Origin of the sequence: Kitasatospora sp. MBT66, from assembly GCF_000710405.2 — a bacterium.
Classification (GTDB): domain Bacteria; phylum Actinomycetota; class Actinomycetes; order Streptomycetales; family Streptomycetaceae; genus Kitasatospora; species Kitasatospora purpeofusca.
In genome coordinates, this window is the sequence record NZ_JAIY01000016.1 from 488,921 (window position 1) to 513,996 (window position 25,076).

The window sequence follows — 25,076 nt, forward strand, 5'->3', positions numbered from 1 at the left end:
CGACGGCCCCCGGCCCGTCCCCCCTCCGGCCCGTCCCCCCGGCCCGCCCCCGGTGGTGTCACTCGCTCCGGCTCGGCTCCGCCCGGAGCGCGTCGACGAACCCCAGGAGGCGTTCGTTGACCAGTTCGGGACGCTCCAGGTTGAGGCCGTGGCCGGCCCGCTCGACGATCTCGGCCCGGACGCCCGGGATCAGCGCGGTGACCCGCGCCAGCACCTGACGGGGCCGGAGCAGGGCGCTGCGCCGTCCGAGCAGGACGAGGACCGGCAGCCGGATCGAGCCCAGCTCCTCGTCGGTGAACGGCCGGGCCGCGGGGCGGGTGTTCGGCTTGTAGGTCCGCACGGCCAGCATCAGCGGAGCGATCATCGCGGGCGGCGCGCCCAGGGCCGGATTGGCGAGCAGTCGCCCGAGGGCGGGGCGGAGCGGGCGCGGGGCGAGCATGCCGAACAGCCCGCCGATCATGTGCGCGTAGAACCGCGCGGGGACCTTCTCGATCCCGCCGGGGTCCAGCGGTGCGATCGAGGCGAGCCGGTCGGGTGCGTGCACGGCCTGGTTGAGGGCCAGCCATCCGCCGTAGGAGAGGCCGACCAGGTGGACGCGCTCCAGCCCCAGCCCGGCGAGGACCTCACCGAGCCAGGCCGCGTTCTCCGCCGGTCCGGCCGCGACGGCGCGCTGCACGCTGCGGCCGGGATCGTCCAGGGTGTCGATCGCGTAGACCGGGTGGTTCTCGCCCAGGGCGGCGATCTGCGGGTACCAGTTGGAGGCGTGTCCGGCGTGGCCGTGCAGGAGCACGATCGGCTCGCCGGTCCGGGCCCCGCAGCGGTGGACGTGGACGGTGCCGTAGGCGGTTTCGACGTCCAGTTCCTCGCGCGGGCCGGGCCACAGCTCCATGGCGCGGTCGTACGCCGCCAGGAACTTCGCGCGGGCTTCCTCACTGACGAAATGTCCGACACTCGCTCGGGTCATAACCCCTCCCGGTACACAGAACCGCAGGATTTGATGGTATGTTTGTACCATAAAAACGTTCGAGAGGAACCCGATGCCGAAGCTGGTCGACCATGACGAGCGCCGGGCCCAGATCGTCGACGCCCTGCTCCGCACGGCCGCCGACACCGGGCTGCACGCCGTCACCATGCGGTCCGTCGCCGTCGAGGCGGGCATCTCGGTGCGGCTCGTGCAGTACTACTTCGACACCAAGGAGCAGCTGCTGCTCGCCGCGGTCAACCGCCTGACGACCCGCATGGGCGAACGGGTCCGCGACCGGGTGCGGGCCACCGGCCCGTCACCCACCCCGCGCGACATCGTCGAGGCGGTGCTGCTCGAAGCCGTCCCCACCGACGAGGAGAGCCGGGTCTTCCACCTCGTCCACACCGAGTACGCGGTGCTCTCCGTCACCGACACCGCCCTCGGCGGCCGGGACTTCCTCGCGGCACCGGACGAGATGGAGGCATTCCTCGTCGGGCAGCTCGAGGCCGCCCAGCGGTCCGGGGCCACCGACCCGCACCTGGACGCCCGGCAGGAGGCCGCCGTCCTGCTCGCCGCCTCCGCCGGCCTCGGCCTGAGCGTCCTGCTCGGCCAGCGCACCCCGGAGGACGCGATCGCCACCCTCCGCTACCACCTGGGCCGTCTCTTCCCCGCCTCCTGAGCCCGCCGGCCCGGGCGGAGCGGCCGCGGACGGGGCCGCGGCCGCTCCGCCGACAGTCAGCCCGCGGTCAGCCGGCGGCGGGGACCGGGTCCGGGGCGCAGCCGAGGTCCCGGGCCGGCAGGGTGCCGGTGGCCAGGAACCGGTCGGCGGCGGCGACCGCACAGGAGGGGGTGGAGCGGTCGTAGGCGCCGTGGTTGCCGCCGTCGACGGTGACCATGCGCGCCCGCTCGCCGAGGGTCGCCCGCATCTCCAGGGCGCCGGTCAGAGGGGTCGCCGGGTCGCGCTCGGTCTGGAGCAGCAGGATGTTCGCGGGGCCCCGGTCGGTGATCCGGACGGCGGGCTCGACCGGGTCCGGCCAGAACGCGCAGGGCCAGATGTTGGCGCCCATGCCGGCCACGATCGGGTTCCGCAGCCGGCTCTCGGCGACGGCCCGCCGGTAGTGGCCGAGGTCGCGCGGCGCCGGCGTGTCGCCGCAGAGCACGGCCGTCAGCGCGGCCACGTCGTTGTCCTCCGGGATGCCCGGGGTGCCCTTCGCCAGCCACCAGTACGGGACCGGTCCGGCGCCGCCGTCGGCGAGGAAGCGCCACCAGTCGGCGATCTCCTGGAACAGCGCGGTGTGGTACGAGTCCAGCCGGTAGAGCGTGCGCCACAGGTTGCCGTTGACCGGTCCGGCCACCGGGTGGACCACCGGCGTCCGGTCCAGCTCCGCCGCCAGGGCCAGGTAGTTGGCGCGGACGGCCGCCGGGGTGGCACCGAAGCGCAGGGTGGTGTCCCGCTCGGCCGCCCAGCGGGCGAAGTCCTCGAAGCGCAGCTCGCTCGCGCGGTCCCAGCCGGCCAGCCGGTCCTGCCAGGTGACGTTGGGGCTGACACTGCCGTCCAGCACGAAACGGTCGGTCCGCCCCGGGAACAGCTCGGCGTAGACGACGCCCAGGTAGGTGCCGTAGGACGCGGCGCGGTAGGAGATCCTCGGCTCGCCGAGCGCGGCCCGGATCCGGTCCAGGTCGCGTGCCGTGTTGGCGGTGGTCAGATGGCGGATCCGGTCGCCGTTGCGGGCCAGGCAGTCGCGCGCCAGGTCACGGGCGAACCGCACGTTGGGGGCGATCGAGCCGTCCGGCGCGGGGAACGGGAACACCAGCTCGTACGGCACCTCGGCGGCCGTCCGCCCGCAGCTGACCGGGGTGCTGCGGCCGACCCCGCGCGGGTCGAAGCCCACCAGGTCGTAGCGGTCCAGCACTTCCTGCGGGTAGCCGGACTCCTGGGCGCTCGGCAGGTGCAGGCTCGCCACCCCGGGGCCGCCGCCGTTGTGGACCAGGATCCCGCGGCGCAGCCCCGGCTTGGCAGTGGGGAGCCTGGACACCGCGATCTCGACGGTCCGCCCACGCGGCTCCCGGTAGTCCAGCGGCACCTTCAGGGTGGTGCAGCGCAGCCGGGGGTCCACCGGGGCGCCGGACGGGTCGGCGGGGCAGTCGGTCCAGACCAGGGGCGCGGTGGGCCGCGTCGGCACGGCTTCGGCTGCACCGGCGCCGGTGGTCGCCCCGGCGAGGGCCAGGGCGAGCGCGGCACCGACGGTTCTCAGCGGGCCGGTGGGTCGTAATCTCCTCAACATGGGTCTGGACCATAGGGAGTCCGCCGCCGGGTGTCATCCCCCCGGGGTGGTACGGACCACCGGCCGTGCTGATCAGTCGTTCGGGCCGGAGGCCGGGCGGGGCGTCCGGACCAGGCCGGTCTGGTAGGCGAGGGCGACCAGTTGGGCGCGGTCGCGGGCGTCGAGCTTGGACATCGCCCGGTGGATGTGGGTGCGCACCGTGAACGGGCTGACGTACATCCGGGCGGCGATCTCCTCGTTGCTGAGGCCGGTGGCGGCCATGGCCATCACCTCGCGCTCCCGGGCGGTCAGGGCGGCCAGCCGTTCGGGGGCGGCGGCCGGGGCCCCGGCCGGGTCGGGCTGGGCGAGCAGGCGGTCGATGACGGCGCGGGTGGCGGCGGCCGACAGCAGCGGCTCGCCGGCGGCGACCCGGCGCAGGGCGGCGAGCAGTTCCGTGGGTTCGGCGTCCTTGCCGAGGAAGCCGCCGGCGCCGGCGCGCAGGGCCTGCGCCACGTACTCGTCGATCTCGAAGGTGGTGAGGATGAGCACCCGGGTGCCGGCGAGGTCGGGGTCGCCGCAGATGGCGGCGGTGGCGGAGAGGCCGTCGACGCCGGGCATCCGGATGTCCATCAGGACCACGTCCGGGCGGGTGGCCCGGGCCAGTTCGACCGCCTCCCGGCCGTCGGCGGCCTCGCCGACCACCTCCATGTCGTCCTCGGCGTCGATGAGGACGCGGAAGGCGCCGCGCAGCAGGGCCTGGTCGTCGGCGAGCAGTACTCGGATGGTCACGCGGGTTCCTCTCGGGCTGCTGTGCGCAGGGGCAGTTCGGCGGAGACCAGGAAGCCGCCGCCGGGCCGGCGGTCGGCGGTGAGGCGTCCGCCCACGGCGGCGGCGCGCTCGCGCATGCCGATCAGGCCGAAGCCGCCGCCGGCCGGGGCGCACGCGGGCGGGACCGGGCGCGGCGGGCGGTCGTTGGCGACGGTCAGCAGGAACCGGCCGCCGGAGTAGGTCAGGGTGACGTCGGCGGCGCTGCCGGCGGCGTGCTTGGCCACATTGGTCAGGGATTCCTGGAGGATCCGGTAGGCGGTGAGGTCGACGCCCGGGGAGAGCCGCTGCCGCTCCCCCTCGACGGTGAGCCGGACCGGCAGCCCGGCGCGTTCGAAGGCGTCGACGAGGTCGGGCAGCCGGTCCAGGCCGGGGGCCGGTTCGAGCGGGGCCTCCGGGTCGTCGGCGCGGCGCAGCAGGCCGACGGTGGCCTTGAGCTCGCGCAGCGCGGAGCCGGTGGCGTCGGTCAGGTGGCTGAGCATCTCGCGGGCCTGGGCGGGGTTGCGGTCGAGCAGGTGGACGGCGATCCCGGCCTGGGCGTTGGCGAGCGCGATGTGGTGCGCGACGACGTCGTGCAGGTCGCGGGCGATCCGGATGCGTTCGTCGGCGACCCGGCGGCGGGCCTCCTCCTCGCGGGTGCGCTCGGCCCGTTCGGCGCGTTCCTCGATGGCGGCCAGGTGGGCGCGGCGGGTGCGGACCGAGTCGCCGATGGCGCCGGGCAGCAGGATCCAGGCGACGAAGCCGATCCGGGCGCCGATCGGAGCACCGGGTTCGGCGACGAACGTGGCGCCGGTGAGCAGCACGGCCGCGACGGCGGTGGCGATGCGCGCGGTGGTGCGGTCGGTGTGGACCGCGAGCACGTAGAGCCCGACGATCAGCGGGGCGACCAGTCCGACGTTGAGCTGGGTCGCGACGAAGCAGATGGCCAGGGCGCAGGCGAAGGTGATCCCGAACAGTGCGCGGGGGTGGCTGCGGTGCAGGAGGACGGCGGCGCTGGAGACGACGGCCAGGGCCAGCGCGGGCGGGTTGGGCTCCAGGTGGTTGCCGAGGCGGTCGACGGTGGTGGTGCCGGCGGTGGCGGTGAAGACACCGAGCACGAGCAGCGCGTCGAGCAGGCGGGGGTAGCGGCGGCGGACGCGGCGCGGCCAGGTGTCGGTCATGCTCGGTTCTCCACGGGCCCGGACGGTTCGGCGGGGGGACGGGCGGTTCGGCGGGGGGACGGGCGGTTCGGCGGGTGCCGTGCGGCGGGTACTGCGGATGCAGTACCCGGTCATGCGGTTCGACTACGGTTCGGCAGTGGTGTTCGTCCACGGTTCGTACCATTTTGACCGGTCGGGTGCGCCGGCCGGAACGCGGGCCGCCCCGCCGCGGTCCCGGGGAGAGGGATCGCGGCGGGGCGGGGTACTCAGACGCCGACCGAGTGGCGGGCCGGTTCGGTACCGCTCCCGTCGCTGCCGGTCCCGTCGCCGGGGGCGGCGGGGAGCGGGGGCTCGGTCCGGAGGTTGGCGCCCTCGACGTCGATGTCGGGGACGATCCGCTCCAACGGGCGCGGCAGCCACCAGGCGCGGCGGCCGAGCAGGGCGAGGGTGGCCGGGACGATCGCCATCCGGACCACGAAGGCGTCGAAGGCGACGGCGGCGGCCAGGCCGAAGCCCATCATCTTGATCATCGGCTCGTTCATGCCGATGAAGCCGGCGAAGACGCTGATCATGATGAGCGCGGCGGCGGTGACCACCCGGGCGTTGTACCGGAAGCCGGTGACCACGGCCTCGCCGGGTTCCTCGCCGTGCACATAGGCCTCGCGGATCCGGGTGACCAGGAAGACCTCGTAGTCCATGGCCAGGCCGAACACCACACCGATCATGAAGATCGGCATCATGCTCATCACCGGGCCGGTCTGCTCGATCCCGATCAGCTCGGCCAGCCAGCCCCACTGGAAGACCGCGACGACGGCGCCGAGGGCGGCGGCCACCGAGAGCAGGAATCCGGCGGCGGCCTTGAGCGGGACGAGCACCGAGCGGAAGACCACCAGCAGCAGCACCACGGCGAGGCCGACCACCACCGCGAGGTAGGGCAGCAGCGCGTCGTTCAGCTTCTGCGAGACGTCGATGTTCATCGCCGTCGGACCGCTGACCAGGACCGTCGCGCCGGTGGCGGACTTGAGGCCCGGTGCCTTGTCACGGATGGCGTGGACCAGGTCGGTGGTCGCCGCCTCGCTCGGCCCGGTGGCCGGCATGGCGGTGACCAGAGCGGTGTCCCCGGCCTGGTTGAACGCCGCCGGGGTGACGGCCACCACGCCGGGCAGGCCCTTCACGGCGTCGCCGACCTGCTGGGCGGCGGCCTTCGGGTCGGGCACGCCCTTGGCGTCGACCAGCAGGGTCAGCGGGCCGTTGAAGCCCGGACCGAAGCCCTCGGAGAGGTGGTCGTAGGCGCGGCGCTGGGTGGTGGAGGTGGGCTTCGCCTCGTCGCCCGGCAGGCCGAGCCGCAGGTCGAGGGCGGGCAGCGCGAGCACGCCCAGCCCGATCACGCCGCCGACCAGGACGGCGACCGGGCGCCGCAGCACGAACCGGGCCCAGCGGGTGCCGCCGTTGGGGCGGGCGGTGGCGCCCGCAGCGGCGCGGCCCCGCTTGCGGAGCTTGCGCGGCAGCACCCGCGGACCGATGAAGCCGAGCAGCGCGGGGACCAGGGTGAGCGCCACCAGGACGGCGATCACCACGGTGCCGGCCGCCGCGAGGCCCATCTTGGCCAGCAGCGGGATGCCCACCACGGAGAGCCCGGCCAGCGCGATGATCACGGTGAGCCCGGCGAACACCACGGCCGACCCGGCCGTGCCGACGGCCCGGCCGGCGGCCTCCTTGGGCGCGTACCCGTCGAGCAGTTCGGCGCGGTAGCGGGAGACGATGAAGACCGCGTAGTCGATGCCGACGGCGAGGCCCAGCATCATCGCCAGCGTGCTGGTGGTGCTGGACAGGCCGAGCACACTGCCGAGCCCGGTGATCAGCGCGATGCCGAGGCCGACGCCGATCACCGCGGTGAGCAGCGGGAGTCCGGCGGCCAGCAGCGAGCCGAAGGTGATCACCAGGACGACGGCCGATATCGCCATGCCGATCGCCTCGGCGGAACCGCCCGCCTCGCCGCCGGCCATCAGGGCCGTGCCGCCGATGTCCACGGTGAGGCCGGCGTCCCGCGCGTGCTGGGCGGCCTGCTCCAGGGCGTCGGTGGCCCCGGTGGAGACCTTGCCGGGCTTGGCGTCGTAGCTGATCGTCGCGTAGGCGGTGGTGCCGTCCTGGGAGACGGCGCCGGTCTTGAACGGTCCGGCGGCTCCGACGACCTGCTCGCCGTGGGCGAGCTCGGCGACCGTCTTCTCGACCGTCTGCTGGTTCTCGGTGGCGGTGATCTTCTGGCCGGACGGCGCGACGAAGACGATCCGGGCCGAGGCACCGTCGGACATCGCGCCGGGGAAGCGCTCGTCCATGAGGTCGAAGGCCTTCTGCGCCTCGGTGCCGGGCATGGCGAAGCCGTCGTCGGGGGCGGCGGGCGCCTTGGCGGCCAGCACCCCCACGGCGGCCAGCAGGGCGACCCAGAGCAGGGTCACCAGTCGGCGCCTGAGGAAGGACCATCGGCCCAGGCGGTACAGGAAAGTGGCCACGGGAGAGCGGACTCCTTCGGGTGTCGGACGTCGGCGTTGGACGGCGGGCGTTGGACGGCGGGCGTTGGACGGCGGGCGTTGGACGGCGAACGGGAGCGCTGCCCGGCCGTCGCGGCCAGGGGCTCCCGGAGCATGGCCATCCTGCGTCGGCGGGCGTCTCGTCGGCGTCGGCCCTGCGCAGGCATTCCGGACTACTGCGGACGCAGCAGGACGACCCGGACGGCGTAGTGCCCGCAGCGCGCCGGCGGCCGTCCGGCTCCGACCTGCGGCCGAGGGGGCGGCCACCGGGGTCGGGGTGCAGGGTGCGGGGTTCGCCCGGGGCAGCCGGGTCACCCGGGCGGGGGTACGGACGGGCCGCGTCCCGACCGGCGAAGTAGCGTGATGTGCCTGGACCGGACGTTTTGCACCGGTTCGTCCAGACCTGTCCGTCACCGGTGACCGGGAAGCCCGCGGGCCCCCGGAACACCGCCCGTCCGCAGCTCGACCCGCTGCCGGAGGTGGCCCATGGGCGTTCCCGCCGCCCGCATCGTGTTCGACGAGAACGACCGCGCGACCGTCGCGGAGGCGGTGAGCGAGATGCTCGCCACCGGCGCGCTCACCCTCGGCCCCTGGACCGAGCGGTTCGAGCAGTCCTTCGCCGCCGAGCACGGCGCCACGCACGCGGTCGCCGTCGCCAGCGGCACCGCGGCGCTGGAGATCGTCCTGCGCGGCCTCGACGTCCGCGACCGCGACGTGGTCGTCCCCGCCGTCACCTTCTACGCGACCGCCGGCGCGATCCTGCACGCCGGCGGCCGGCCGGTCTTCGCCGACGTCGACCCGGCCACCCTCGCGCTCGGCCCGGACACCCTGGAGGCCGCGCTCACCCCCGACACCGCGGCCGTGGTGCTGGTCCACATCGGCGGGCTGATCACCCCCGAGGTCGACGCCCTGCGGGCGATCTGCGACGCCCGGGGCATCCCGCTGGTCGAGGACGCCGCGCACGCGCACGGCAGCAGCTACCTCGGACGCGCCGCCGGCACCTTCGGCACGGCCGGAGCCTTCTCCTTCTACCCGACCAAGGTCACCACCAGCGGCGAGGGCGGCATGATCCTCACCGAGTCCGCCGAACTGCGCGACGAGGCCCGGATCCACCGCGACCAGGGCAAGGGCTCCTTCACCACCAACCACCACGTGCGGCTCGGCGCGTCCTGGCGGATGAGCGAACCCAACGCCGCCATCGGCACCGTCCACCTGCGCCGGCTCAAGGAGTTCGTGGAGACCAGGCGCCGGGTCGCCCAGCGCTACGACGCCGCGCTCGGCGCCCTGGACGGCCTGACGCCCGTCCTCGAACCGGCCGGCTCCCGCGGCAACTACTACAAGTACGTCGCCCTGCTGCCGCCCGGCACCGACCGCGCGGCCTTCAAGCGGGCCGTCGCCGAGGAGTACGACGTCCGGCTGTCCGGCGAGGTCTACGACCTGCCGCTGCACCTGCAGCCGGTGCTCGCCCCGTACCGGCGGGAGGCGCTGCCGATCGCCGAGGACGTCTGCGCCCGGCAGATCTGCCTGCCGGTGCACTCCGACATGACCGAGGACGAGACCGAGCTGGTGATCGAGGCGGTGTCCGCCGTCCATCGCCGCTCCACGGGCTGACGGACCGCCTCGGTCGTGACAACCGTCACGACCGGTCGCCAGAGACAGTCGACAGAGACAGGAGAGAACCGTGCGGATAGCGGTCACCGGAGGATGCGGCTTCATCGGCTCACACGTCGTCGACCGGCTGCTCGCCGCCGGGCACGAGGTGCTCGCGGTGGACTCCACCGACAAGTACCTCAACCCCGACGCCGACCACGCGCGGATCGACATCCTCGACCTGCCCGCCCTCACCGCCGCCCTGGACGGCTGCGAGGTGGTCTTCCACCTGGCCGCGCAGGCCGACGTCGAACGGGTCGCCGCCGACCCGGTCGGCGCCGTGCGGGCCAACATCGACGGGACCGAGGCCGTCCTGGAGGCCTCCCGCCGCAACGACCTCAGCCGGACCGTGCTGGCCAGCACCGTCTGGGTGTACGGGGCGGCCCTCGGCGAGGCCGGGATGGAGGACGAGGAGCAGGAGCTCGACGAGCACGTGCCGATCGAGCTGGACCACAGCGGGCACCTCTACGTCGCCACCAAACTGGCCGCCGAGATGCTCGTGCACAGCTACCGCCAGCTGTACGGGCGGCACTTCACCATCCTGCGGTACGGCATCCCGTACGGGCCGCGGATGCGCGACGAGCTGGTGGTCGCCCGGTTCGTGCAGGCCGCGCTCGACGGGCGGCCCATCACCATCGCGGGCGACGGGCGGCAGAGCCGCAACTTCGTCTACGTCGAGGACCTCGCCGACGCGCACGTCCGCGCCCTCTCCCCCGCCGCCGAGGACCAGACCTTCGCCCTGGAGGGCTCCACCGCCGTCTCGGTCCGCGACATCGCCGACACCGTCGACCGGCTGCTCGGACCGGTCACCATCGAGCACATCGAGGCCCGCACCGCCGACTACGCCGGGCGCCGGATCTCCGCCGCGCAGGCCAAGCGGCTGCTCGGCTGGTCGCCGCGCACCAACTTCGCCGACGGCGTGCGGCGGTACGCCGACTGGTACCGCTCCGAGGCCGCGCCCGCGACCGGCCCCGCCACCGGCCCCCGCCGGGGCGCCTGAACCGGGGCCGGACAGTGCCGCACGCCCTGCTGGTCTCCGGCTCGCTCGGCCAGGGCCACGACGTGATGGCCCGGGCCTGCGCCGACTCCCTGGAGGCGCGCGGCTGGACCACCAGCACGGTCGACGCGATGGCCCTGCTCGGGCAGCGCGCGGGAAACGCCGGGGAGGCGGTGTTCCGGCGGCTGCTCGACCTGCCCGGCGTCTACGACGCGTTCCACTTCTCCGCCCTGCGCCCCGGCGCCCGGATCGCCCTGCTCGCCGACGCGGCGGCCCGGCGACGGCTGGTGCCCGCCGTCGGGGCGCTGCTCGCGGAGCAGCGCCCCGAGCTGGTGGTCTCGGTGTTCGCCACCGCCACCTCCGCCGTCAACCGGCTGCGCGGCGACCCGCCCGCCTTCCGGCACCTGGTGCTCTGCACCGACGTCACCCCGCACCGCCTCTGGGTGCAGGACGGCACCGACCTGTTCCTGGTCACCTCCGAGGTCGCCGCCTGCGGCGTCCGCCGCTACCGCCCGGACGCCCCGGTGGCCGTCCTGCCCGCACCGCTGCGCGCGCCGTTCTACCACCCGCCCTCGCGCGCCGAGGCCAGGGAACGGCTGGGCCTGCCGCCGGACGCGCGGTGCGTGCTGCTGATGTCCGGCGCCTGGGGCCTCGGCCCCCTGGCCCGCACCGCCGCCGAACTCGCCGACGCCGGACCGCACGTGCTCGCCGTCGCCGGCAGCAACACCGAACTCGAACGCCGCCTGCGCCACGCCGCCGCCCGCCGCCCCCGCCTCCACCCCTTCGGCTGGACCGACCAGGTGCCCGCCCTGATGTCCGCCGCCGACCTGGTCGTCACCAGCTCCGGCGACACCTGCAGCGAGGCCCGCGCCCTGGGCCGCCGCCTCCTGCTCCTGGACGTCGTCCAGGGCCACGGCCGCGACAACCTCCAGCACGAACTGGAGCTGGGCCACGCCGACGTGGTCTCCGCCCGCCCCACCGAGGTACTCCACTCCGCCCTCGCCGCCCTCACCCGCCCCGAGCCCAACCCCTCACCGGGCGCCACCCCGGACGGCTGGCGCACCGGCTTCACGGAAGCCCTGACCCGGGTCGGCCTGGCCTGACACCGCCCCCCGCACCGGTCTCGACCCGCCCGGAACAGCGGACACTCGTACGCCAACGGGCCGCTTCCCCCGATTGCGACGGGGGAAGCGGCCCGAATGCGCATCAGCCGACTACAGGAGGCCCTGGACGATTCCCTCCTTGAATGCCTCCCACTCCGCCTTCGTGTAGCGGAGGGCCGGAAGGTCCGGGCGCTTGGAGTCGAAGACAGCCATACCGCCTCCCGGCAGGTCCACCAGCTCGACGCACGCGTTGTTGTCGGTGCTGAGCGGAGACTTCCTTCGCGGCGCGGCGGTGAGGTCGAGTGCGTAGAGGTCGGCCTTCGGTTCAGGGGTGGCGCTCAACTTGCCATTCCTTCCATGTGTTTTCTGATCAGCTCCCGCGAGAGATCAGCGGACAGGGTCGAAGGGAGGATCTGCGCAAAGTCGTTGAGGAAACGCTCAGCGACCTCCTCGTCCTCCAGGTACCGAGTCTCACCTGCGCTTTCGGCTGCCACCAGGGTCGGCCAGGGCTTCCGGAACTGAAAGATCTGGAAGTTGCCTCGCGCTCCTGGATGAGGACCGGCATCCAAGGGAGCGATCAGCAGGTTCACATTGGGCAGGGCACTGACATCCAGCAACTTCATGAGCTGCTCCCGCATCACGGCGGGGTGCGGCGAGAACGTCTGGAGCAGCAGTGCCTCATGAAGGATGAACCAGTACTCGGCCGGATCGTCGGACCTGGTCAAGGTGGCTTGCCTGCCCATCCTGATGTCCACGATCCCGGCATGCTCGGTCTTCGGAATATGGGTCGCGGTGACGGCCGTGATCTCGCGAGCGTAAGCACCCGTCTGAAGGATGCCGGGGATCACCGTGGCGTAGTAGGAACGGACGACGCGCGCCTCGTCCTCCGCATCGATGAAGATCTCCAGGTTCGCCGGCACTATGCCGCCGTAGTTGCTCCACCAGCCGACCTTGCCCGCATTCCTGGCCAGTTCTTCGAGCGGGACGATGATCTCAGGATCGATCACCTCGTAGTGTTCCAGAAGCCGGGCAACCTCCGCCGAGTTGACCTTGGCCTGAGCGTTCTCGATGCGGGAGACCTTCGGCCCGTCCCACCTCTCACCCATCAGCTCGGCGACCTGGTCGAGGCTCAGCTTTGCGGCGGTCCGATACTTCCTCAAAGCCTTGCCGAGACGACGGCGACGGACCGTCGGGATGGCGCGCACGTTGGGCATAGGTGCAATCCGCTCCTCACTGGGTGCGGCACACGCACCACTGGGTGCAGTTTGACACCTGCCAGGTGCGGCAGTCGATAGAACATGTGTTTTGTCTCATGTCAGTTTGGGTCACAAGCTTGTCAGTTCAAGATCCAAGGGGCACTCTGTCAATCGCAGCAAGTGACGCATCGTCATCCCACTGACCTTGCTGCTGATTTGTCGTGGATCTTGCTTGTCTCGCCGACGCGGGCCGCCAACCGGATTTCGGAGCGGATCACCGCGCGCCGCAGCCGCTGGAGGACCTCCGATGACGGCCCCACCGTTCCATGCTCGTGAACTCGAATCCCGGCTCGATCACGGACCGGCCGATGATCACGTCTCCGCAGGAATCAGACAGGCAAGGTGGCGCCTCCAGGCGGTGCCCGGGGCTGTCGGACCGATCCGTCGGCTCGCCGCGATGACGGTCAGCACCTGGTACCCAGGGCTCACGGACGACCGCCTGGACGATGTCAGAACCGTCGTTAGCGAGTTGGTCACGAACGCAGTCCGTCACGCAGGGGCCGTCGGAGACGTCACCGTCGAGTTGTGGCCGACTCCTCGTGGGAGCCTCATCGTCAGCGTCGGCGACGGATCCGAGCAGCCCCCCACGCCCCGTCCGCCGTACGACAATGGGCAGTCCGGATACGGGCTTTCAATCATCGCCGAGCACTGCGCCGCATGGGGCTGGCACCCCACGCCTACCGGCAAGGCGGTCTACGCCACCCTGCCGATGGTCGCTGTCGACGAACCGAGGACCGCAGATTGGAACACCTTCGGGTCGGGGCCGGGGAGTTGACGTTGCCGCCCTCCGTTTGCCCAAGTCGGCCGACACGCCACGGCGGAACGACCGTCCCACCCACAACCGTCCTGGGAAGGACACCCATGTCGAGCCCGTCTCCGACGAACCCCTCAACAGCCGCGCTCTCCGTTCGCCCCGGCAGGCTACTCAGCGGAGCTGTCCGTGTGGACGGCTCGAAGAACGCCGCCCTCCCCTTGATCGCCGCCGCTGCGGTAGTCGGTCGAACCGTGCGCATCGAACGTATCCCGCGCAGCACCGACGTTCAGGTGATGCTCACCCTCCTGCAGGAGATGGGGTACGTCCTCACGAACCCCGCCTCCTGCTCCGACGACCTCCAACCGCTCGAAGCCGACAAGGTGGATGTCACCGCTCCCTCGCACCCGACTTACGCACCTGACCTGCGGGCGGCTTCCACGATCCGTGCGTCCTACTACCTGACACCCGCGCTACTTCAGGCGAGCGGACGGGCGAGCATGCCGTGGCCGGGAGGGTGCTCGATCGGCGATCGGGGGATGGATCAGCACTTCAAGGTCTACGAGCAGTTCGGTGACAAGGTCCTCATCCGCGAGGACGGATACGAGATCCGCCGAGCTACCGGTCCCGCCGACCGTGTGACCGTAGACCTACCGTTCCGGTCACGCGGTGCGAGCGTTGCGGCCGTTCTGCGAGCAGTCGTGGCCGCTTGCCCGCTGACGCTCCGGAACCCGAACACGTCACCCGAGTTCAGCGCCGTCCTCGCCGCGCTCGGCACGGCAGGCTGGGAAGTGCGCCCCGGCACGGACCTCATCAGCCTCACCCCTCCGGTCACCCGTCCGGACACCCCGCTCGCCTGGGAGATCCCCGGCGACAAGATCGAGGCTGCGACGCTGGCCTGCGCCGTGGCAGCCACAGGTGGCAGGGCGCGCATCGAGGGAGTTGTCGGAGCGGATGTCGGTCCCGTGGTGGCGGTGCTGCGGGGGCTCGGAATCCTGGTGGAGTCCCAGCCGATGCGCTGCACGTGAATGCCGCCCCGCGCACATTCACGGGCCGGCCACTGCGGGCAGTCGCCTCGCTCGACCCGGCCGGCCTCGACGCCGACTTCGAACCACCACTGATGGCCCTCGCCCTGGGAATGCCCGGCACCCATCTGTTCTCCGATGCGATCAACCCGGGCCGCCACGGCAACCTCCTCGCCCAACTCGGTCGGCTCGGTGCGACGATCGAGCCGCTGACACCCACGGAGTGCCGCCTCACCGGCCCGCAACAGCTCACCGGGGCCACCGTCGAGGCCACCGACATCAGGACCGGTTCGGCCCTGTTGATCGCTGCTCTCACGGCCCACGGAACGACCGTACTGCGCGGATTGGACCAACTCCGACGCGGGCACGCCGATCTGCCGGCCAAGCTGCGGTCGCTGGGCGCCGACATCACGGAGGTCTCCCCGTGATTCGCGAAGTGACCGCCATCGCGGCCACCACTGACGTCCATTCCGCGTTCGACAACGCGAACCCCATGCTGAGCGGCCTCCACGAGGCCCGCGCACGAGCGCTGGTCGTGGACTGCGGGGACTACTTCGAGGGAAGCGGTTTCTACCGGCTGGGACGCGGCGCGATCGAGCGGCAGGTACTGACCAGCATGTACGACGTGATCGCCCCGGGAAATCACGGTTGGCAGCACTATCTGGAGCCCGACATCCGGGCTCTTACCGTGTGTGCGAACGTCGTGGATCAACAGGGCATCCCTGTGTTCCGCCCGCTCCACCGAACGGCGGTGGGAGGGCTCAACGTCCTCGTCACCGCCGTGATAGGCGAGCAGGCGTTCGCCACCGTGCCGCCGTCACACCGCACCGGCCAACGGGCGACCGACCCGGTCGGCGCCCTGCGGGACCTGTTGCTCCGTCACCACCACAAGACGGATGCCTGGGTGCTGCTGTCCCACTCCGGATTCGAGGCAGACCTCCGGATTGCCGAGGAATGCCCGTTCCTCGACGTGATCTTCGCCGGGCACTGCCACAGCGACCAGTACGGCCCCGCACAGGTCGGCCGCACCGTTGTCGTCAAGGGCCATGAGCTGGGCGCCGGATACGCCTGGGCGGAACCGGCCTCCACCGGTTGGACGGCCCACGCCGCGAGGTTCACGGACACTCCCACCGCCCCGGCCGCACTGGCCCCGATCACGGAGTTGATCGACAGTTGGAGGAGGCACCTCACCGTGCCTCTCCGTCCTGTCCTGCCCCGGTGGCAGAACTCCACGCCCTGCCGCGCGACGGTCCTGCAACTGGTAGCCGAGCACCTTCAGGACAGGCTCCGGGTACCTGTACTCCTCAACGAGACCGCCCTGCGCAGCACGAAGCTCGGAACCACCTTGCGGGTCGGCGACCTGCTCACCATCGAACCGTTCGGCAACCAGCTCGTCCACGCGAAGATCCCCCATCGGTACATCGACCGCCCAGAAGGCTTGATCGCCCACCTCACGCGGCACTGCGGTCCCATCACCACGGCCCCGCACCCACTGCCGGCCGGCGCCACGCATGTGCTGACCACCGACTACCTCGCCACCACCTTCCTCGACCGGTACGCCCAGGACGCCGGCCTCGGACTCGGTGACTCCGTGCACCGAATCCTCACCACCGACGACGAGAGGAACCGTCGATGATCCTCACCGGCCCCGAGATCGCCGCCGCCGTCCGCGACGGTCGCATCCGGATCACCGACTACACGGACGCCCAGGTCAACCCCAACAGCTACAACGTCCGGCTCGGTGACACCCTGACCATCTACTCCGAGGAGATCATCGACCCCCACCGTGAGAACACGACCTGTACCCAGCGCATCGGCGCTGACGATTACGTGCTCCAGCCCAGGGAGCTGTACCTCGGGCACACCGTGGAGGAGGTCGGTTCCGACACCTTCGTCCCGCTCCTCTTCGGGCGCTCCTCGGTCGGCCGCCTCGGCCTCTTCGTGGAGATCACCGCCCCGATCGGCGACATCGGTTTCCACGGCCAGTGGACGCTCATGCTTTCGCCGGTGCGCCCGCTCAAGGTCTATGCTGGGATGAAGATCGGCCAGATCATGTTCTTCCTGTCCGTCGGTCCGGTCAGCCTTTACTCGGGCAAGTACCAATCCGCCCAAGGCCCGCAGCCCTCCCGCTACTGGCACGACGCCAAGCCGGCGGACGCCCGATGATTCTCACCGGCCCGGCGATCGCTGCCGCCGTCACCGCTGGTGACATCGCCATCGAGCCCTACGACCCCGCCCGGATTTCGCCCAACGCCTACGACTGGCGGCTGGACACTACCCTCAGGGAGTGCCGCGGGGACCTGGACGCGGCCCACCCGGCCAAGTTCACCGAGCTGACCGTTCCGGAGAACGGCCTTCTCCTGGAACCCGGGGTGCTGTACCTCGGGGCGACCCTGGAGCGAACCGGATCCGAGCGGTATGCGCAGATGCTGAACGGGGACCGCACCATCGGCTCCCTCGGAATCTGGGTCCACGTCTCGGCCCCTCTCGGCCACGTCGGACACGCGATCCGGTGGACCCTGGAGATCCGGGCCGCCAAAAGGGTTCGGATCCACCCTGATATGACGTTCGGGAAGCTCGTATTCCTCCAGACCTTCGGCGCCGCGGCAAGCTACCAACAACAGGGATCGAAGTACCGGGCCACCGAAGGAATCGACATCTCCCGCCTTTACCAGGAACTGCGAGGCGACCGCGGATGACAAGACCTCGGGCGCCCCTCGCCGCCGCGGCGATCGACCTTCCCGCCGGAAGCCCCGGTGGAAGCGTCGAGCTGTTCCACGACCTCTACACCGGCGATGAGCCGCTCATCCCGGCCAAGCCGCTCATGCTCACCCCGGCCAGCAGCAGTGCCACCGTCCCCCGGGAGTTCGGCCTGCTGGACGTCCCCGGAAAGTGTCTGGACGGGCCAGGATTCTGGGCGTACGTGGCAGCGCTGCAGAAGTCCATGGTGTCGCACCTCCGGGCCCACCAGGTCGACGTGCTCCACCTTCATCACCTCGCGTTCGGCGCGACCCCCGCGCTGGCCCGCGCCTTCCCCCGACACCCGAGCATCGCCCTGGTCCACGGCACGGACCTGCTCTTTGCCGCGACCCACGCCACCCAGCGGCAGGTACTCCTCACCACTGCCCGGGGTGCGAACATCATCTGTGTGCCCACCCCGGCGATGGCCGATCATCTCCTGCACATCGCACCCCGGACCGACCGCAGAAAGATCGTACTTGTCCCCTGGGGAATCCCGGACCACCTCCTGGCTGCTCCCCCGCCGCTCGGTCCCAGACACCACGGCCCCCTGCGTCTCCTCTACGCGGGGCGCCTCACTCCGGAGAAGGGCGGCCGCGCACTCGCCCACACCGCGGCATCCCTCTCCGGGGTGGAATGGAGCATCGCGGCTCCCGAGGCCGAGTACGCCGCATTTGCACCCACCCTTCGGGAGCTCCACGTCCGCGTCAGCTACCTCGGTTGGCTCCCCCGCCGGAAGCTATGGCAGACCTTCGTCCATCACGACGCCCTCGTGATGCCGTCAACCACCCTGGAAGCGTTCGGCCTGGTCGCCGTAGAAGCCCAGGCGTGCGGGCTGCCGGTCCTTTACCAACCCGTCCCAGGGCTGTCCAACACCATCGGCGACAGCGGGCTCCCGGTCGACCTCGCCTCCCCGCACGACCTCGCGCCCACGCTGGCCGCACTCGTCCGGGAGCCGGGCGCGCTGGAGGAAGTCCGTCAGCGCGGCTACCGGAATGCCAAGCGGTTCCCCCTCAGCTCCACAGCCGAGGCGCTCAACAATCTGGGCGCCCAACTCGCCTGACGGCAGGGCGTCATGCACCGGGCACGCCGAACTCACTACGCTGGCCGGGCACCCACCCCGACAGGGAGCGACATGATCCACGACATCGAAGCCGTCCAGGGAATCGTCCAGGAAGGCGTGGCACGCAGGACCTACCCCGGCGCCGTCTGGGCCGCCGGGGACCGGACCGGTCCGCTGACCGGCGGCGTCTGCGGGACGCTGGACGGCACCGAGCCGATGCTTGCCGGAACGGTCTTCGACATTGCCAGCCTGACCAAGGTCACCGCCGTATGGACGGTCCTCGGGTGTCTTTGGAAGGCCGGCCGACTGCCACTGGACGACTCGCTCGGAACACTCTGGACCGAGGTCGCCGACTACCCCCTCGGGCAGGTTACCGCGCGCCAACTCCTGACGCACAGCGCCGGAGTTCCGTTGCGGGCGAATCTTCGGAACTCCTATGGCACCGACGGGGCCGCGGTCCGGACGGGTGTTCTCCGGGAGGCCCTCCACCGGCCCCCGGGCGAGGCTGTCGAGTACACCGACCGGGCTGCGCTCGTGCTGGGCTACCTCGCCGAGTACCTCACCGGCACCACGCTCGATCAACTCGCCTCCCAGACTGTGTGGAAACCGCTGGGAATGACGGAGACCCGGTTCGGCCCGGTCCCGCCCGACATGGTGCGGCGCTGCGCCCCGACCGAGGTCGACGAGACCACCGGGCAGCCACTGCGCGGAACCGCACACGACTTCTCCGCACGCCTGCTCGGCGGGGTGTGCGGGATCGCCGGATTGTTCTCCACTCTCGATGACATCGCGCTGTTCGCCACCGCCCTGCTCAACGCCGATGACGCCCCGTTCGGTGCCCAATGGGTACGGGAGTCCCTCAGTATCCAGACCGGCGATCTGACCCCGCCCAGGGGCCTCTTCTGGCATCCCGCCCCTGACACGGATCCGGCCGACGACGTATGGGTGCACTACGGCTTCACCGGCACCGGTCTCTGGATCTCGCCGGAACAAGGGACCTGGGCGGCGCTCTTCACCAACAAGCTCTACTACTCCCGTGACCGTGAGCCGCTGACGAAGGTACGGGGTGACTTCCGGGCTGCTCTGTTCACGCCATAGCGGCCTCACGAACAGCGCGAGGATCCGGACTCGGCCGAAGTCGACGGGGACGACGTGGTCGCGCTGGTCTCCGCCACTTGTTGGCCCGCCACAACCTGGCGGGCCAACAATCTGCGCAGCGACGTTCCGGCATCTGGCGCCCTGCATCAACGTCAGCCCTCAGAAGCTGGGTACAGGACGACACCGACCTCTTGGGCGTCACCTGCGAGGTCACCTGCTTCGGTGTCCGCCGCTACCGCCTGGACGCCCCGGTGGCCATGCTGCCTTTGCCGCTGTGCGCACCGTTATACCGGCCGCCGTCGCACACCGAGACCCGGGAACGGCTGGGCGTGCCGCCGGACGCGCGGTGCGTCCTACCGACGTCCGGCGGCTGGAGCCTCGGCCCGCTGGCCCGCACGGCCGCCGAACTCGCCGACGCCGGAGCGCACGTCGTCACCCTGGGAGGCAGCAACACCGCAAGGAACGCCAGCTGCGCCTGGCCGCGCTACCGTCCTCGACTCCACGCCTTCGGCTGGACCGACCCGGTGCCCGAGCTGATATCCGCCGCCGACCTGGTCGTCACCAGCTCCGGCGACACCTGCAGCGAGGCCCGCGCCCTGGGCCGCCGCCTGCTCATCCTCGACGTCGTCCAGGGCCACGGCCGCGACAACCTCCAGCACGAACTGGAACTGGGCCACGCCGACGTCGGTCTCCGCCCGCCCCGCCGAAGTGGTCCGCGCCGCCCTCACCCGCCCCGAACCGCACCCCTCACCGGGCGCCACCCCGGACGGCTGGCGCACCGGCTTCGAAGCGGCCCTGACCCGGGTCGGCCTGGCCTGACACCCGCTCCCGCACCGAGGCGCGGTCAGATGAGCCCGTTGTCCCTGGCGTAGAGGGCGGCCTGGGTGCGGTCGCGGAGGCCGAGGCGGCTGAGGACGCGGGAGATGTGGTTCTTCACCGTGCCTTCGCTGAGGTAGAGGCGGGAGGCGATCTCCTTGTTCGTGGCGCCCGCCGAGACGAGGCGGAGGACCTCCGTCTCGCGGGGGGTGAGCAGTTCGGGGGCCGGGAGGCCGGCGGCCAGGTTGGCGATCACCGTCTGGTCGAACTGGGCCACTCCCGCGTGGGCGAGCCGGACGGCGCGGGCCAGTTCGGCGGCGGGCAGGTTCTTGAGGAGGTAGCCGACCGCGCCCGCCCGCAGGGCCTGGGTGACGTAGTCGTCGTCGTTGAACGTCGTCAGCATCACGACCTTGCACCCGGGCAGGCTGCGGCGCAGCAGCGCGGTGGCGGCCACGCCGTCGACCCCTGGCATCCGGACGTCCATCAGGACCACGTCGGGGCGGTGGGCCGCCGCCGTGTCGAGTGCCTCGGCGCCGTCGCGGGCGCTGCCGACCACCTCGATGCCGGGCTGGATGCCGAGGAGGGCGGCGATGCCCTCCCGGACGAGGTCCTGGTCGTCGACGACGAGGACCTTTACCGGCGCTTCCACCGGCCCGGTCACCACGGGACGCCGACCGTGAGGACAGTGCCGTCGGCGGAGGTGTCGATGGCCACCGTTCCCTCCGCGAGCCGGACGCGTTCGCGCAGTCCGGCCAGTCCGAACCCCTCCTCGGCGGGGTCGAAGCCGGTGCCGTTGTCGGCCACCCGGAGGCGGGCGCCGCGCTCGTCGTAGGCGACGTCCACCCCGATCTCGGTGGCGCCGGAGTGGCGGCAGGCGTTGGTGAGCCCCTCCTGCGCGGCCCGGTACAGCACCAGCAGCGGTCTGCGTTCGACGCCCGAGGTCTCCAGGGTGATGCGGCGGCTGCCGCCGTCCAGGTGGTGGACCAGGTCCGCGAGCGCCCGGGAGAGGACGACCGGCTCGGCCTCCGACCCGGGCCCCAGGGTGCGGACGGAGGCCCGGACCTCGTCCAGGGCGCGGTTCGCCGACCAGCGGGCGTGCGACACCGCCCGGGTCGAGGCCGCCGGGTCGAGCGAGGCGAACGCCTCGGCCATTTCCAACTGGACGCCGATCGCGGTCAGATGGTGGCCGAGGCTGTCGTGGATCTCGCGGGCCAGCCGGTTGCGCTCGCGGGCCGCGGACAGTTCGGCGACCTGGGCGAGGGTGCCCTCCAGCCGGGCCCTGGCCTGCTGTTCGCGAACGGCCACCGCAGCCATCGCGACGGCCAGGACGATGCCCAGCGCGAACATCAGCAGGTCCGAGATGTACTCGGCCCGCACCTGCCAGCGCGGGACCCACAGGGTGAACGCGCCCGCCAGCGCCGCCACACAGCCGACCCCGAGGCCGACGGCGGCGGCGGACCCGTACGCGAAGAACGCCAGGAACGGCACCAGGACGAACAGCACCCGGGACAGCCCGGACACGTCGACGGCGGTGACCGCGCAGAGCAGCAGCACCCTGAGCGCGAGGACCGCGCCCGGTGCGATCCGCCGGCCGCGCCACCGCCACCGGTCCCAGCCCCGGCCACGGCCCCACCCGTCCAGGGCGATCAGGGCGCCGAGCAGGCCGACGAACCCGGCGGTCCTGGCCCCCGGCCCCGGGCCGATCGCGGCGTAGTAGACGCCCCCGAGCAGGACGGCGCCGTACAGGACGGCGGGTATCCAGGGAACGGGGCGTGACATCGGCTCTCCTCAAGGACTCGTGGAGCGAACAAGCGGGAGGGCGGGAGACCGCTCCTGCGCGCAGCGTACGCGGCGGTTGCCGCGGCTCCGGCTCCGCGCCGGGAACGCGTGCGGAGTGTGGCCGAAGGTCATGTGCCTTCCGGCCACAGCCGGTCGGGCCGTCCCGCACTTATCCGCGATGACCTGCGGTTCCTAGATTTCGGGGTGTCACATTCCCGATCGAGAAGAGGGCGTCATGCTTCGCCGTCTCGCCGTCGCACCGCTGCTGCTCGCCACCGTCCTGAGCGTTCCGGCGGGTGCCGCCGACCAGGGCGACCGGTGCTCCCGCGTCCGGGTCCCGGGGGCGGAGTACTCGGTCTCCAGCTGCCTGGCCGACCTGACCAGCACGGGGACCAGGCTCACCGGGCACACCCAGGAGATCGAGTGGAAGGGGCTGCTGGCGGACGACGCCGTCCTGCCGTCCGGGGTCCCCGGGATCCAGGTCGACGGGTACTTCCCCGACACCTCCACCACCAACACCGACCACGGCTGGAACCACGACAGCCAGTTCGTCATACGGCTGCCCAAGCACTGGAACGGCGGTCTCGTGGTCGCCGGTCCGCCCGGGACCCGGAGGCAGTACGCCAATGATCCGATCATCGGCGACCAGGTGCTCGCCAAGGGCTACGCCTACGCCGCGACCGACAAGGGCAACACCGGCGACGAGCTCTACCAGGACGGCGACCGGCCCGGCGACGCCATCATGGAGTGGCACCGCCGGGTCGCGGAACTCACCGTGGCCGCGAAGGAGGTCGCCCGGCAGCACTACGGGCGGGCGCCCGGCGTCACGTACGCCGCCGGGCTGTCGGCCGGCGGGTACCTGGTCCGCTGGCAGCTTGAGCACTACCCCGAGCTCTACACCGGCGGCATCGACTGGAACGCCCTGGTCTTCACCAAGGACGGCGGCCTGCTGGCCACCCTCCCGCCGGCCCTGCGCGCCTTCCCCCGGCTGGTGAAGGGCGACCAGTCGGCCCGCGAGGAGATCATCGCGGCGGGCTATCCGAAGGACTCCGAGAGCCAGTGGGGCTACCACTACAACAAGCAGTGGGACCTCCTGCAGCGTGTCATCCGCGAGGAGGTCGACCCCGACTACGACGGCGACCGGCAGGGCGGCACCCCGTTCTGCCCGCCGGGGAGCACGCCCGGCTGCGACACCGACTACGACTTCGCCTCGCGCCCCGAATCGGTGCACCGGGCGGTCGAGCGGATCTCGCTGACCGGGAACATCAAGCGCCCGCTGATCAGCATCCAGGGCACCCTGGACGCGCTGACCCCGCCGGCCACCTTCGGCGACGTCTACGACCGGATGGTCACCGCCGCGGGCCGCGCGCCGTTGCACCGCTACGTCCACGTCCCCGGCGGCACCCACACCGACGGGCTGGTCGTGATCGACACGAAGACGTACAAGCCGATGCTGCCGTCCTTCGTCGCGGCGTTCAACGAGCTGGAGGGCTGGGCCCGGCCGACCACCCGCTCGTAGCGGGGGTCCGACCCACCACCCGCTCGTAGCGCGGGTTCCGACCGCCCGGCCCGGCCGCCCCCGCGGCCGGGCCGGGCTTTTCCGCGCTTCAGCCGCCCCGAACGCCCCGGACGCCGTGGTCGCGGAGCGGGCCGAGGGTGAGGCCCCGGGCGCGGCAGTGGGCGGCGATCAGGGGGAGGGCGGCGAGGGTGGCACGCCAGGAGTCGGGGGCGGAGGTGCAGTCGGAGTCGTGGAGGAGGAGGGTGGCGCCGGCGGTGAGGCGGGGGCGGGCGGTGGCGAGGACGGAGGGGCCGGTGGCGCCGGCCTCCCAGTCGCGGCCCCAGGCCGTCCACAGGACGGTGCGCAGGCCGAGGCGGTGGGCGGCCAGGGCCTGGCCGGCGGTCAGGACGCCGTAGGGCGGGCGGTACCAGAGCGGGGGCGCGCCGGTGAGGTCGGTCACCGCCTCGGTGGCGCGGCGCAGTTCGCGCAGGTCGCGGGCGGGGGCGGGGCAGTACTGGCGGCGGTGGTGCCAGCCGTGCACGGCGACCTCGTGGCCCCGGGCGACCAGTTCGCGGCCGAGGTCCGGGGAGCGTTCGAGCATGGCGCCGAGGAGGAAGAAGGAGGCGCGGAGGCCGAGGTCGTCGAGGGCGTCCAGGATCGGCGGGGTGCCGCGCGGGTCGGGGCCGTCGTCGAAGGTGAGGGCGAGGTGCCCCGGGGCGGTGCCGTAGCCGGCGGTGCGGCGGGCCAGCAGGCGTTTGACGGGCGGCAGTCGGACGGCGGCCGGGGCGAGGTGGAGCAGTTCGACACCGGCGGCGGCGCCGAGCAGGAGGCCGGTGCCCCTCCGGGCCCTCACCCGAACCGGGCCGCCATCCGCCGGAAGAAGCCGGGGGCGGCGCCGTGGATCCGGGCCGGGAAGTCCAGCCAGTGCGGGAGGAAGGCGCGGTCGCGGTCGGTGGTGATCGCCGTGTGGACGAGGTCGGCGACCGCCTCGGCGGTGACGGGGCGGGGGCGTTCGCGCTGGTAGTCGGTGCCGCGGGTGGCGAAGAAGGGGGTCGCCACCGCCCCGGGGAGGATCAGCCGGACTCCGACGCCGGTGCCGCGCAGCTCGTACCAGAGGCTCTCGGCGAACATGGTCAGCCCGGCCTTGGTGGCGGCGTAGGCGGCCTCCTCGCGGACGCCGACCTGGCCGGCCATCGAGCCGAGCAGCACGATCCGGCCCCGGTCGCGTTCCAGCATCGCGGGCAGGAGCAGCCGGGCCAGCCGCAGTGGGGCGGCGAGGTTGACCTCCAGCATCCGGTCCAGGGTGTCGGTGGGGGTCTGGGCGAAGGGGCCGCGCCAGCCGAGGCCTGCGCTGGCGATCAGGGCGTCCACCCGGCCGGCGGCGGCGAGGGCGGCCTCGGCGAGGCGCTGGGCGCCGTCGGGCTTGGCGAGGTCGGCGGGGAGCGGGCGGCCGCCGGTGCGGGCGGCGACGGCGTCGAGCCGGGTCTGGTCGGTGCCGGAGAGCAGTAACCGCCAGCCGGCGGCGGCGAGCCGGTCGGCGGTGGCGGCGCCGATGCCGGAGGAGGCGCCGGTGACCAGGGC

Annotated in this window: 23 protein-coding genes and 1 pseudogene; 13 read left to right on the forward strand and 11 right to left on the reverse strand. The window is 72.3% G+C overall.

All coding sequences use genetic code 11. From position 1 onward, the window contains the following. Positions 1 to 58: 58 nt before the first annotated feature. On the reverse strand, positions 59 to 964 hold the full coding sequence (locus BI06_RS38045; RefSeq protein ID WP_043475897.1) for an alpha/beta fold hydrolase: 906 nt from the start codon (positions 962 to 964) through the stop codon (positions 59 to 61). A gap of 73 nt (positions 965 to 1,037) precedes the next feature. On the opposite strand from BI06_RS38045, the gene BI06_RS38050 reads away from it, so the two are divergent. Beyond that, the gene (locus tag BI06_RS38050; protein WP_043475900.1) at positions 1,038 to 1,643 is read left to right on the forward strand and encodes a TetR/AcrR family transcriptional regulator; all 606 of its coding nucleotides are present in this window, start codon (positions 1,038 to 1,040) and stop codon (positions 1,641 to 1,643) included. Between the two features lie 67 nt (positions 1,644 to 1,710). Here the strand turns inward: BI06_RS38050 and BI06_RS38055 are convergent, their stop codons facing one another. The 4 genes from BI06_RS38055 to BI06_RS38070 all read right to left on the reverse strand — a co-directional run bounded on the left by BI06_RS38055 (position 1,711) and on the right by BI06_RS38070 (position 7,702). Then, positions 1,711 to 3,249 carry an alpha/beta hydrolase gene (locus BI06_RS38055; RefSeq protein ID WP_051742752.1) on the reverse strand — a complete coding sequence of 513 codons (1,539 nt, stop codon included), beginning with the start codon at positions 3,247 to 3,249 and terminating at the stop codon, positions 1,711 to 1,713. A gap of 72 nt (positions 3,250 to 3,321) precedes the next feature. Then, positions 3,322 to 4,017: a response regulator transcription factor gene (locus BI06_RS38060; protein ID WP_030393169.1), complete on the reverse strand. Its 696-nt coding sequence runs from the start codon at positions 4,015 to 4,017 to the stop codon at positions 3,322 to 3,324. Then, positions 4,014 to 5,213, reverse strand: a complete 1,200-nt coding sequence (locus BI06_RS38065) for a sensor histidine kinase (RefSeq protein ID WP_030393170.1) — start codon at positions 5,211 to 5,213, stop codon at positions 4,014 to 4,016. The genes BI06_RS38060 and BI06_RS38065 overlap by 4 nt, the downstream gene beginning before the upstream one ends. Positions 5,214 to 5,458: 245 nt before the next feature. Continuing rightward, positions 5,459 to 7,702: an MMPL family transporter gene (locus BI06_RS38070; protein WP_043475903.1), complete on the reverse strand. Its 2,244-nt coding sequence runs from the start codon at positions 7,700 to 7,702 to the stop codon at positions 5,459 to 5,461. A 504-nt stretch (positions 7,703 to 8,206) separates the two neighbouring features. On the opposite strand from BI06_RS38070, the gene BI06_RS38075 reads away from it, so the two are divergent. The 3 genes from BI06_RS38075 (at position 8,207) to BI06_RS38085 (ending at position 11,470) form a co-directional block, all read left to right on the forward strand. Then, a complete protein-coding gene (locus tag BI06_RS38075; protein WP_030393172.1) occupies positions 8,207 to 9,331 on the forward strand; it encodes a DegT/DnrJ/EryC1/StrS aminotransferase family protein in 1,125 nt (374 codons plus the stop codon). 70 nt (positions 9,332 to 9,401) lie between these two features. Further along, complete coding sequence (locus BI06_RS38080; protein WP_051742753.1) at positions 9,402 to 10,370, forward strand: NAD(P)-dependent oxidoreductase; 969 nt, start codon at positions 9,402 to 9,404, stop codon at positions 10,368 to 10,370. Positions 10,371 to 10,384: 14 nt separating this feature from the next. Further along, positions 10,385 to 11,470: a glycosyl hydrolase gene (locus BI06_RS38085; protein ID WP_043475905.1), complete on the forward strand. Its 1,086-nt coding sequence runs from the start codon at positions 10,385 to 10,387 to the stop codon at positions 11,468 to 11,470. A 111-nt stretch (positions 11,471 to 11,581) separates the two neighbouring features. On the opposite strand, the gene BI06_RS38090 is transcribed toward BI06_RS38085, so the two are convergent. Together BI06_RS38090 and BI06_RS38095 are read right to left on the reverse strand one after the other, a co-directional pair. Continuing rightward, positions 11,582 to 11,812, reverse strand: coding sequence for a DUF397 domain-containing protein (locus tag BI06_RS38090; RefSeq protein WP_043475908.1), 231 nt, complete (start codon positions 11,810 to 11,812; stop codon positions 11,582 to 11,584). After that, positions 11,809 to 12,684 carry a helix-turn-helix transcriptional regulator gene (locus tag BI06_RS38095; protein WP_043475911.1) on the reverse strand — a complete coding sequence of 292 codons (876 nt, stop codon included), beginning with the start codon at positions 12,682 to 12,684 and terminating at the stop codon, positions 11,809 to 11,811. The genes BI06_RS38090 and BI06_RS38095 overlap by 4 nt, the downstream gene beginning before the upstream one ends. Before the next feature lie 289 nt (positions 12,685 to 12,973). On the opposite strand from BI06_RS38095, the gene BI06_RS55695 reads away from it, so the two are divergent. The 8 genes and pseudogenes from BI06_RS55695 (at position 12,974) to BI06_RS38135 (ending at position 20,274) form a co-directional block, all read left to right on the forward strand. Next, entirely contained in the window at positions 12,974 to 13,501 is a 528-nt protein-coding gene (locus tag BI06_RS55695) for an ATP-binding protein (RefSeq protein ID WP_082558978.1), read from the forward strand. An 86-nt stretch (positions 13,502 to 13,587) separates the two neighbouring features. After that, positions 13,588 to 14,930: pseudogene (locus BI06_RS38105) on the forward strand (UDP-N-acetylglucosamine 1-carboxyvinyltransferase). After that, positions 14,927 to 16,138, forward strand: coding sequence for a metallophosphoesterase (locus tag BI06_RS38110; protein ID WP_043475914.1), 1,212 nt, complete (start codon positions 14,927 to 14,929; stop codon positions 16,136 to 16,138). Before BI06_RS38105 ends, BI06_RS38110 begins: the two are co-directional and overlap by 4 nt. Continuing rightward, positions 16,135 to 16,668 (forward strand): dCTP deaminase, encoded by a 534-nt coding sequence (gene dcd, locus BI06_RS38115; protein ID WP_043475916.1) that lies wholly within the window; start codon positions 16,135 to 16,137, stop codon positions 16,666 to 16,668. The genes BI06_RS38110 and dcd overlap by 4 nt, the downstream gene beginning before the upstream one ends. Then, a complete protein-coding gene (locus BI06_RS38120) occupies positions 16,665 to 17,201 on the forward strand; it encodes a deoxycytidine triphosphate deaminase (protein ID WP_043475922.1) in 537 nt (178 codons plus the stop codon). Before dcd ends, BI06_RS38120 begins: the two co-directional genes overlap by 4 nt. Beyond that, positions 17,198 to 18,304 carry a glycosyltransferase family 4 protein gene (locus BI06_RS38125; RefSeq protein WP_043475925.1) on the forward strand — a complete coding sequence of 369 codons (1,107 nt, stop codon included), beginning with the start codon at positions 17,198 to 17,200 and terminating at the stop codon, positions 18,302 to 18,304. The genes BI06_RS38120 and BI06_RS38125 overlap by 4 nt, the downstream gene beginning before the upstream one ends. 72 nt (positions 18,305 to 18,376) lie before the next feature. After that, on the forward strand, positions 18,377 to 19,402 hold the full coding sequence (locus tag BI06_RS38130; protein ID WP_043475928.1) for a serine hydrolase: 1,026 nt from the start codon (positions 18,377 to 18,379) through the stop codon (positions 19,400 to 19,402). A 191-nt stretch (positions 19,403 to 19,593) separates the two neighbouring features. Further along, on the forward strand, positions 19,594 to 20,274 hold the full coding sequence (locus BI06_RS38135) for a hypothetical protein (protein ID WP_051742755.1): 681 nt from the start codon (positions 19,594 to 19,596) through the stop codon (positions 20,272 to 20,274). Here the strand turns inward: BI06_RS38135 and BI06_RS38140 are convergent. Together BI06_RS38140 and BI06_RS38145 are read right to left on the reverse strand one after the other, a co-directional pair. Beyond that, positions 20,247 to 20,867 (reverse strand): response regulator transcription factor, encoded by a 621-nt coding sequence (locus BI06_RS38140; protein ID WP_043476392.1) that lies wholly within the window; start codon positions 20,865 to 20,867, stop codon positions 20,247 to 20,249. The two genes, BI06_RS38135 and BI06_RS38140, sit on opposite strands and share 28 nt — an antisense overlap. A gap of 8 nt (positions 20,868 to 20,875) precedes the next feature. After that, entirely contained in the window at positions 20,876 to 21,997 is a 1,122-nt protein-coding gene (locus BI06_RS38145; RefSeq protein ID WP_043475931.1) for a sensor histidine kinase, read from the reverse strand. A gap of 235 nt (positions 21,998 to 22,232) precedes the next feature. Here BI06_RS38145 and BI06_RS38150 point away from each other — a divergent pair, with 235 nt between their 5' ends. Next, entirely contained in the window at positions 22,233 to 23,516 is a 1,284-nt protein-coding gene (locus BI06_RS38150) for a tannase/feruloyl esterase family alpha/beta hydrolase (RefSeq protein ID WP_043475935.1), read from the forward strand. A gap of 88 nt (positions 23,517 to 23,604) precedes the next feature. Here BI06_RS38150 and BI06_RS55265 read toward each other — a convergent pair whose 3' ends face one another. Both BI06_RS55265 and BI06_RS38160 read right to left on the reverse strand, forming a co-directional pair. Further along, the gene (locus tag BI06_RS55265) at positions 23,605 to 24,348 is read right to left on the reverse strand and encodes a polysaccharide deacetylase family protein (protein WP_051742756.1); all 744 of its coding nucleotides are present in this window, start codon (positions 24,346 to 24,348) and stop codon (positions 23,605 to 23,607) included. Beyond that, positions 24,345 to 25,076, reverse strand: a 732-nt coding sequence (locus tag BI06_RS38160; RefSeq protein WP_063795113.1) for an SDR family oxidoreductase, incomplete at its 5' end; no start/stop codon positions are given. The genes BI06_RS38160 and BI06_RS55265, both read right to left, overlap by 4 nt.

Excerpts from the sequence above, each read along its gene's own strand:
- BI06_RS38045 (WP_043475897.1), bottom strand. The coding sequence starts at position 964 with ATGACCCGAGCGAGTGTCGGACATTTCGTCAGTGAGGAAGCCCGCGCG.
- BI06_RS38050 (WP_043475900.1), top strand. The coding sequence starts at position 1,038 with ATGCCGAAGCTGGTCGACCATGACGAGCGCCGGGCCCAGATCGTCGAC.
- BI06_RS38055 (WP_051742752.1), bottom strand. The coding sequence starts at position 3,249 with ATGTTGAGGAGATTACGACCCACCGGCCCGCTGAGAACCGTCGGTGCC.
- BI06_RS38065 (WP_030393170.1), bottom strand. The coding sequence starts at position 5,213 with ATGACCGACACCTGGCCGCGCCGCGTCCGCCGCCGCTACCCCCGCCTG.
- BI06_RS38075 (WP_030393172.1), top strand. The coding sequence starts at position 8,207 with ATGGGCGTTCCCGCCGCCCGCATCGTGTTCGACGAGAACGACCGCGCG.
- BI06_RS38095 (WP_043475911.1), bottom strand. The coding sequence starts at position 12,684 with ATGCCCAACGTGCGCGCCATCCCGACGGTCCGTCGCCGTCGTCTCGGC.
- BI06_RS55695 (WP_082558978.1), top strand. The coding sequence starts at position 12,974 with ATGACGGCCCCACCGTTCCATGCTCGTGAACTCGAATCCCGGCTCGAT.
- dcd (WP_043475916.1), top strand. The coding sequence starts at position 16,135 with ATGATCCTCACCGGCCCCGAGATCGCCGCCGCCGTCCGCGACGGTCGC.
- BI06_RS38120 (WP_043475922.1), top strand. The coding sequence starts at position 16,665 with ATGATTCTCACCGGCCCGGCGATCGCTGCCGCCGTCACCGCTGGTGAC.
- BI06_RS38125 (WP_043475925.1), top strand. The coding sequence starts at position 17,198 with ATGACAAGACCTCGGGCGCCCCTCGCCGCCGCGGCGATCGACCTTCCC.
- BI06_RS38130 (WP_043475928.1), top strand. The coding sequence starts at position 18,377 with ATGATCCACGACATCGAAGCCGTCCAGGGAATCGTCCAGGAAGGCGTG.
- BI06_RS38145 (WP_043475931.1), bottom strand. The coding sequence starts at position 21,997 with ATGTCACGCCCCGTTCCCTGGATACCCGCCGTCCTGTACGGCGCCGTC.
- BI06_RS38150 (WP_043475935.1), top strand. The coding sequence starts at position 22,233 with ATGCTTCGCCGTCTCGCCGTCGCACCGCTGCTGCTCGCCACCGTCCTG.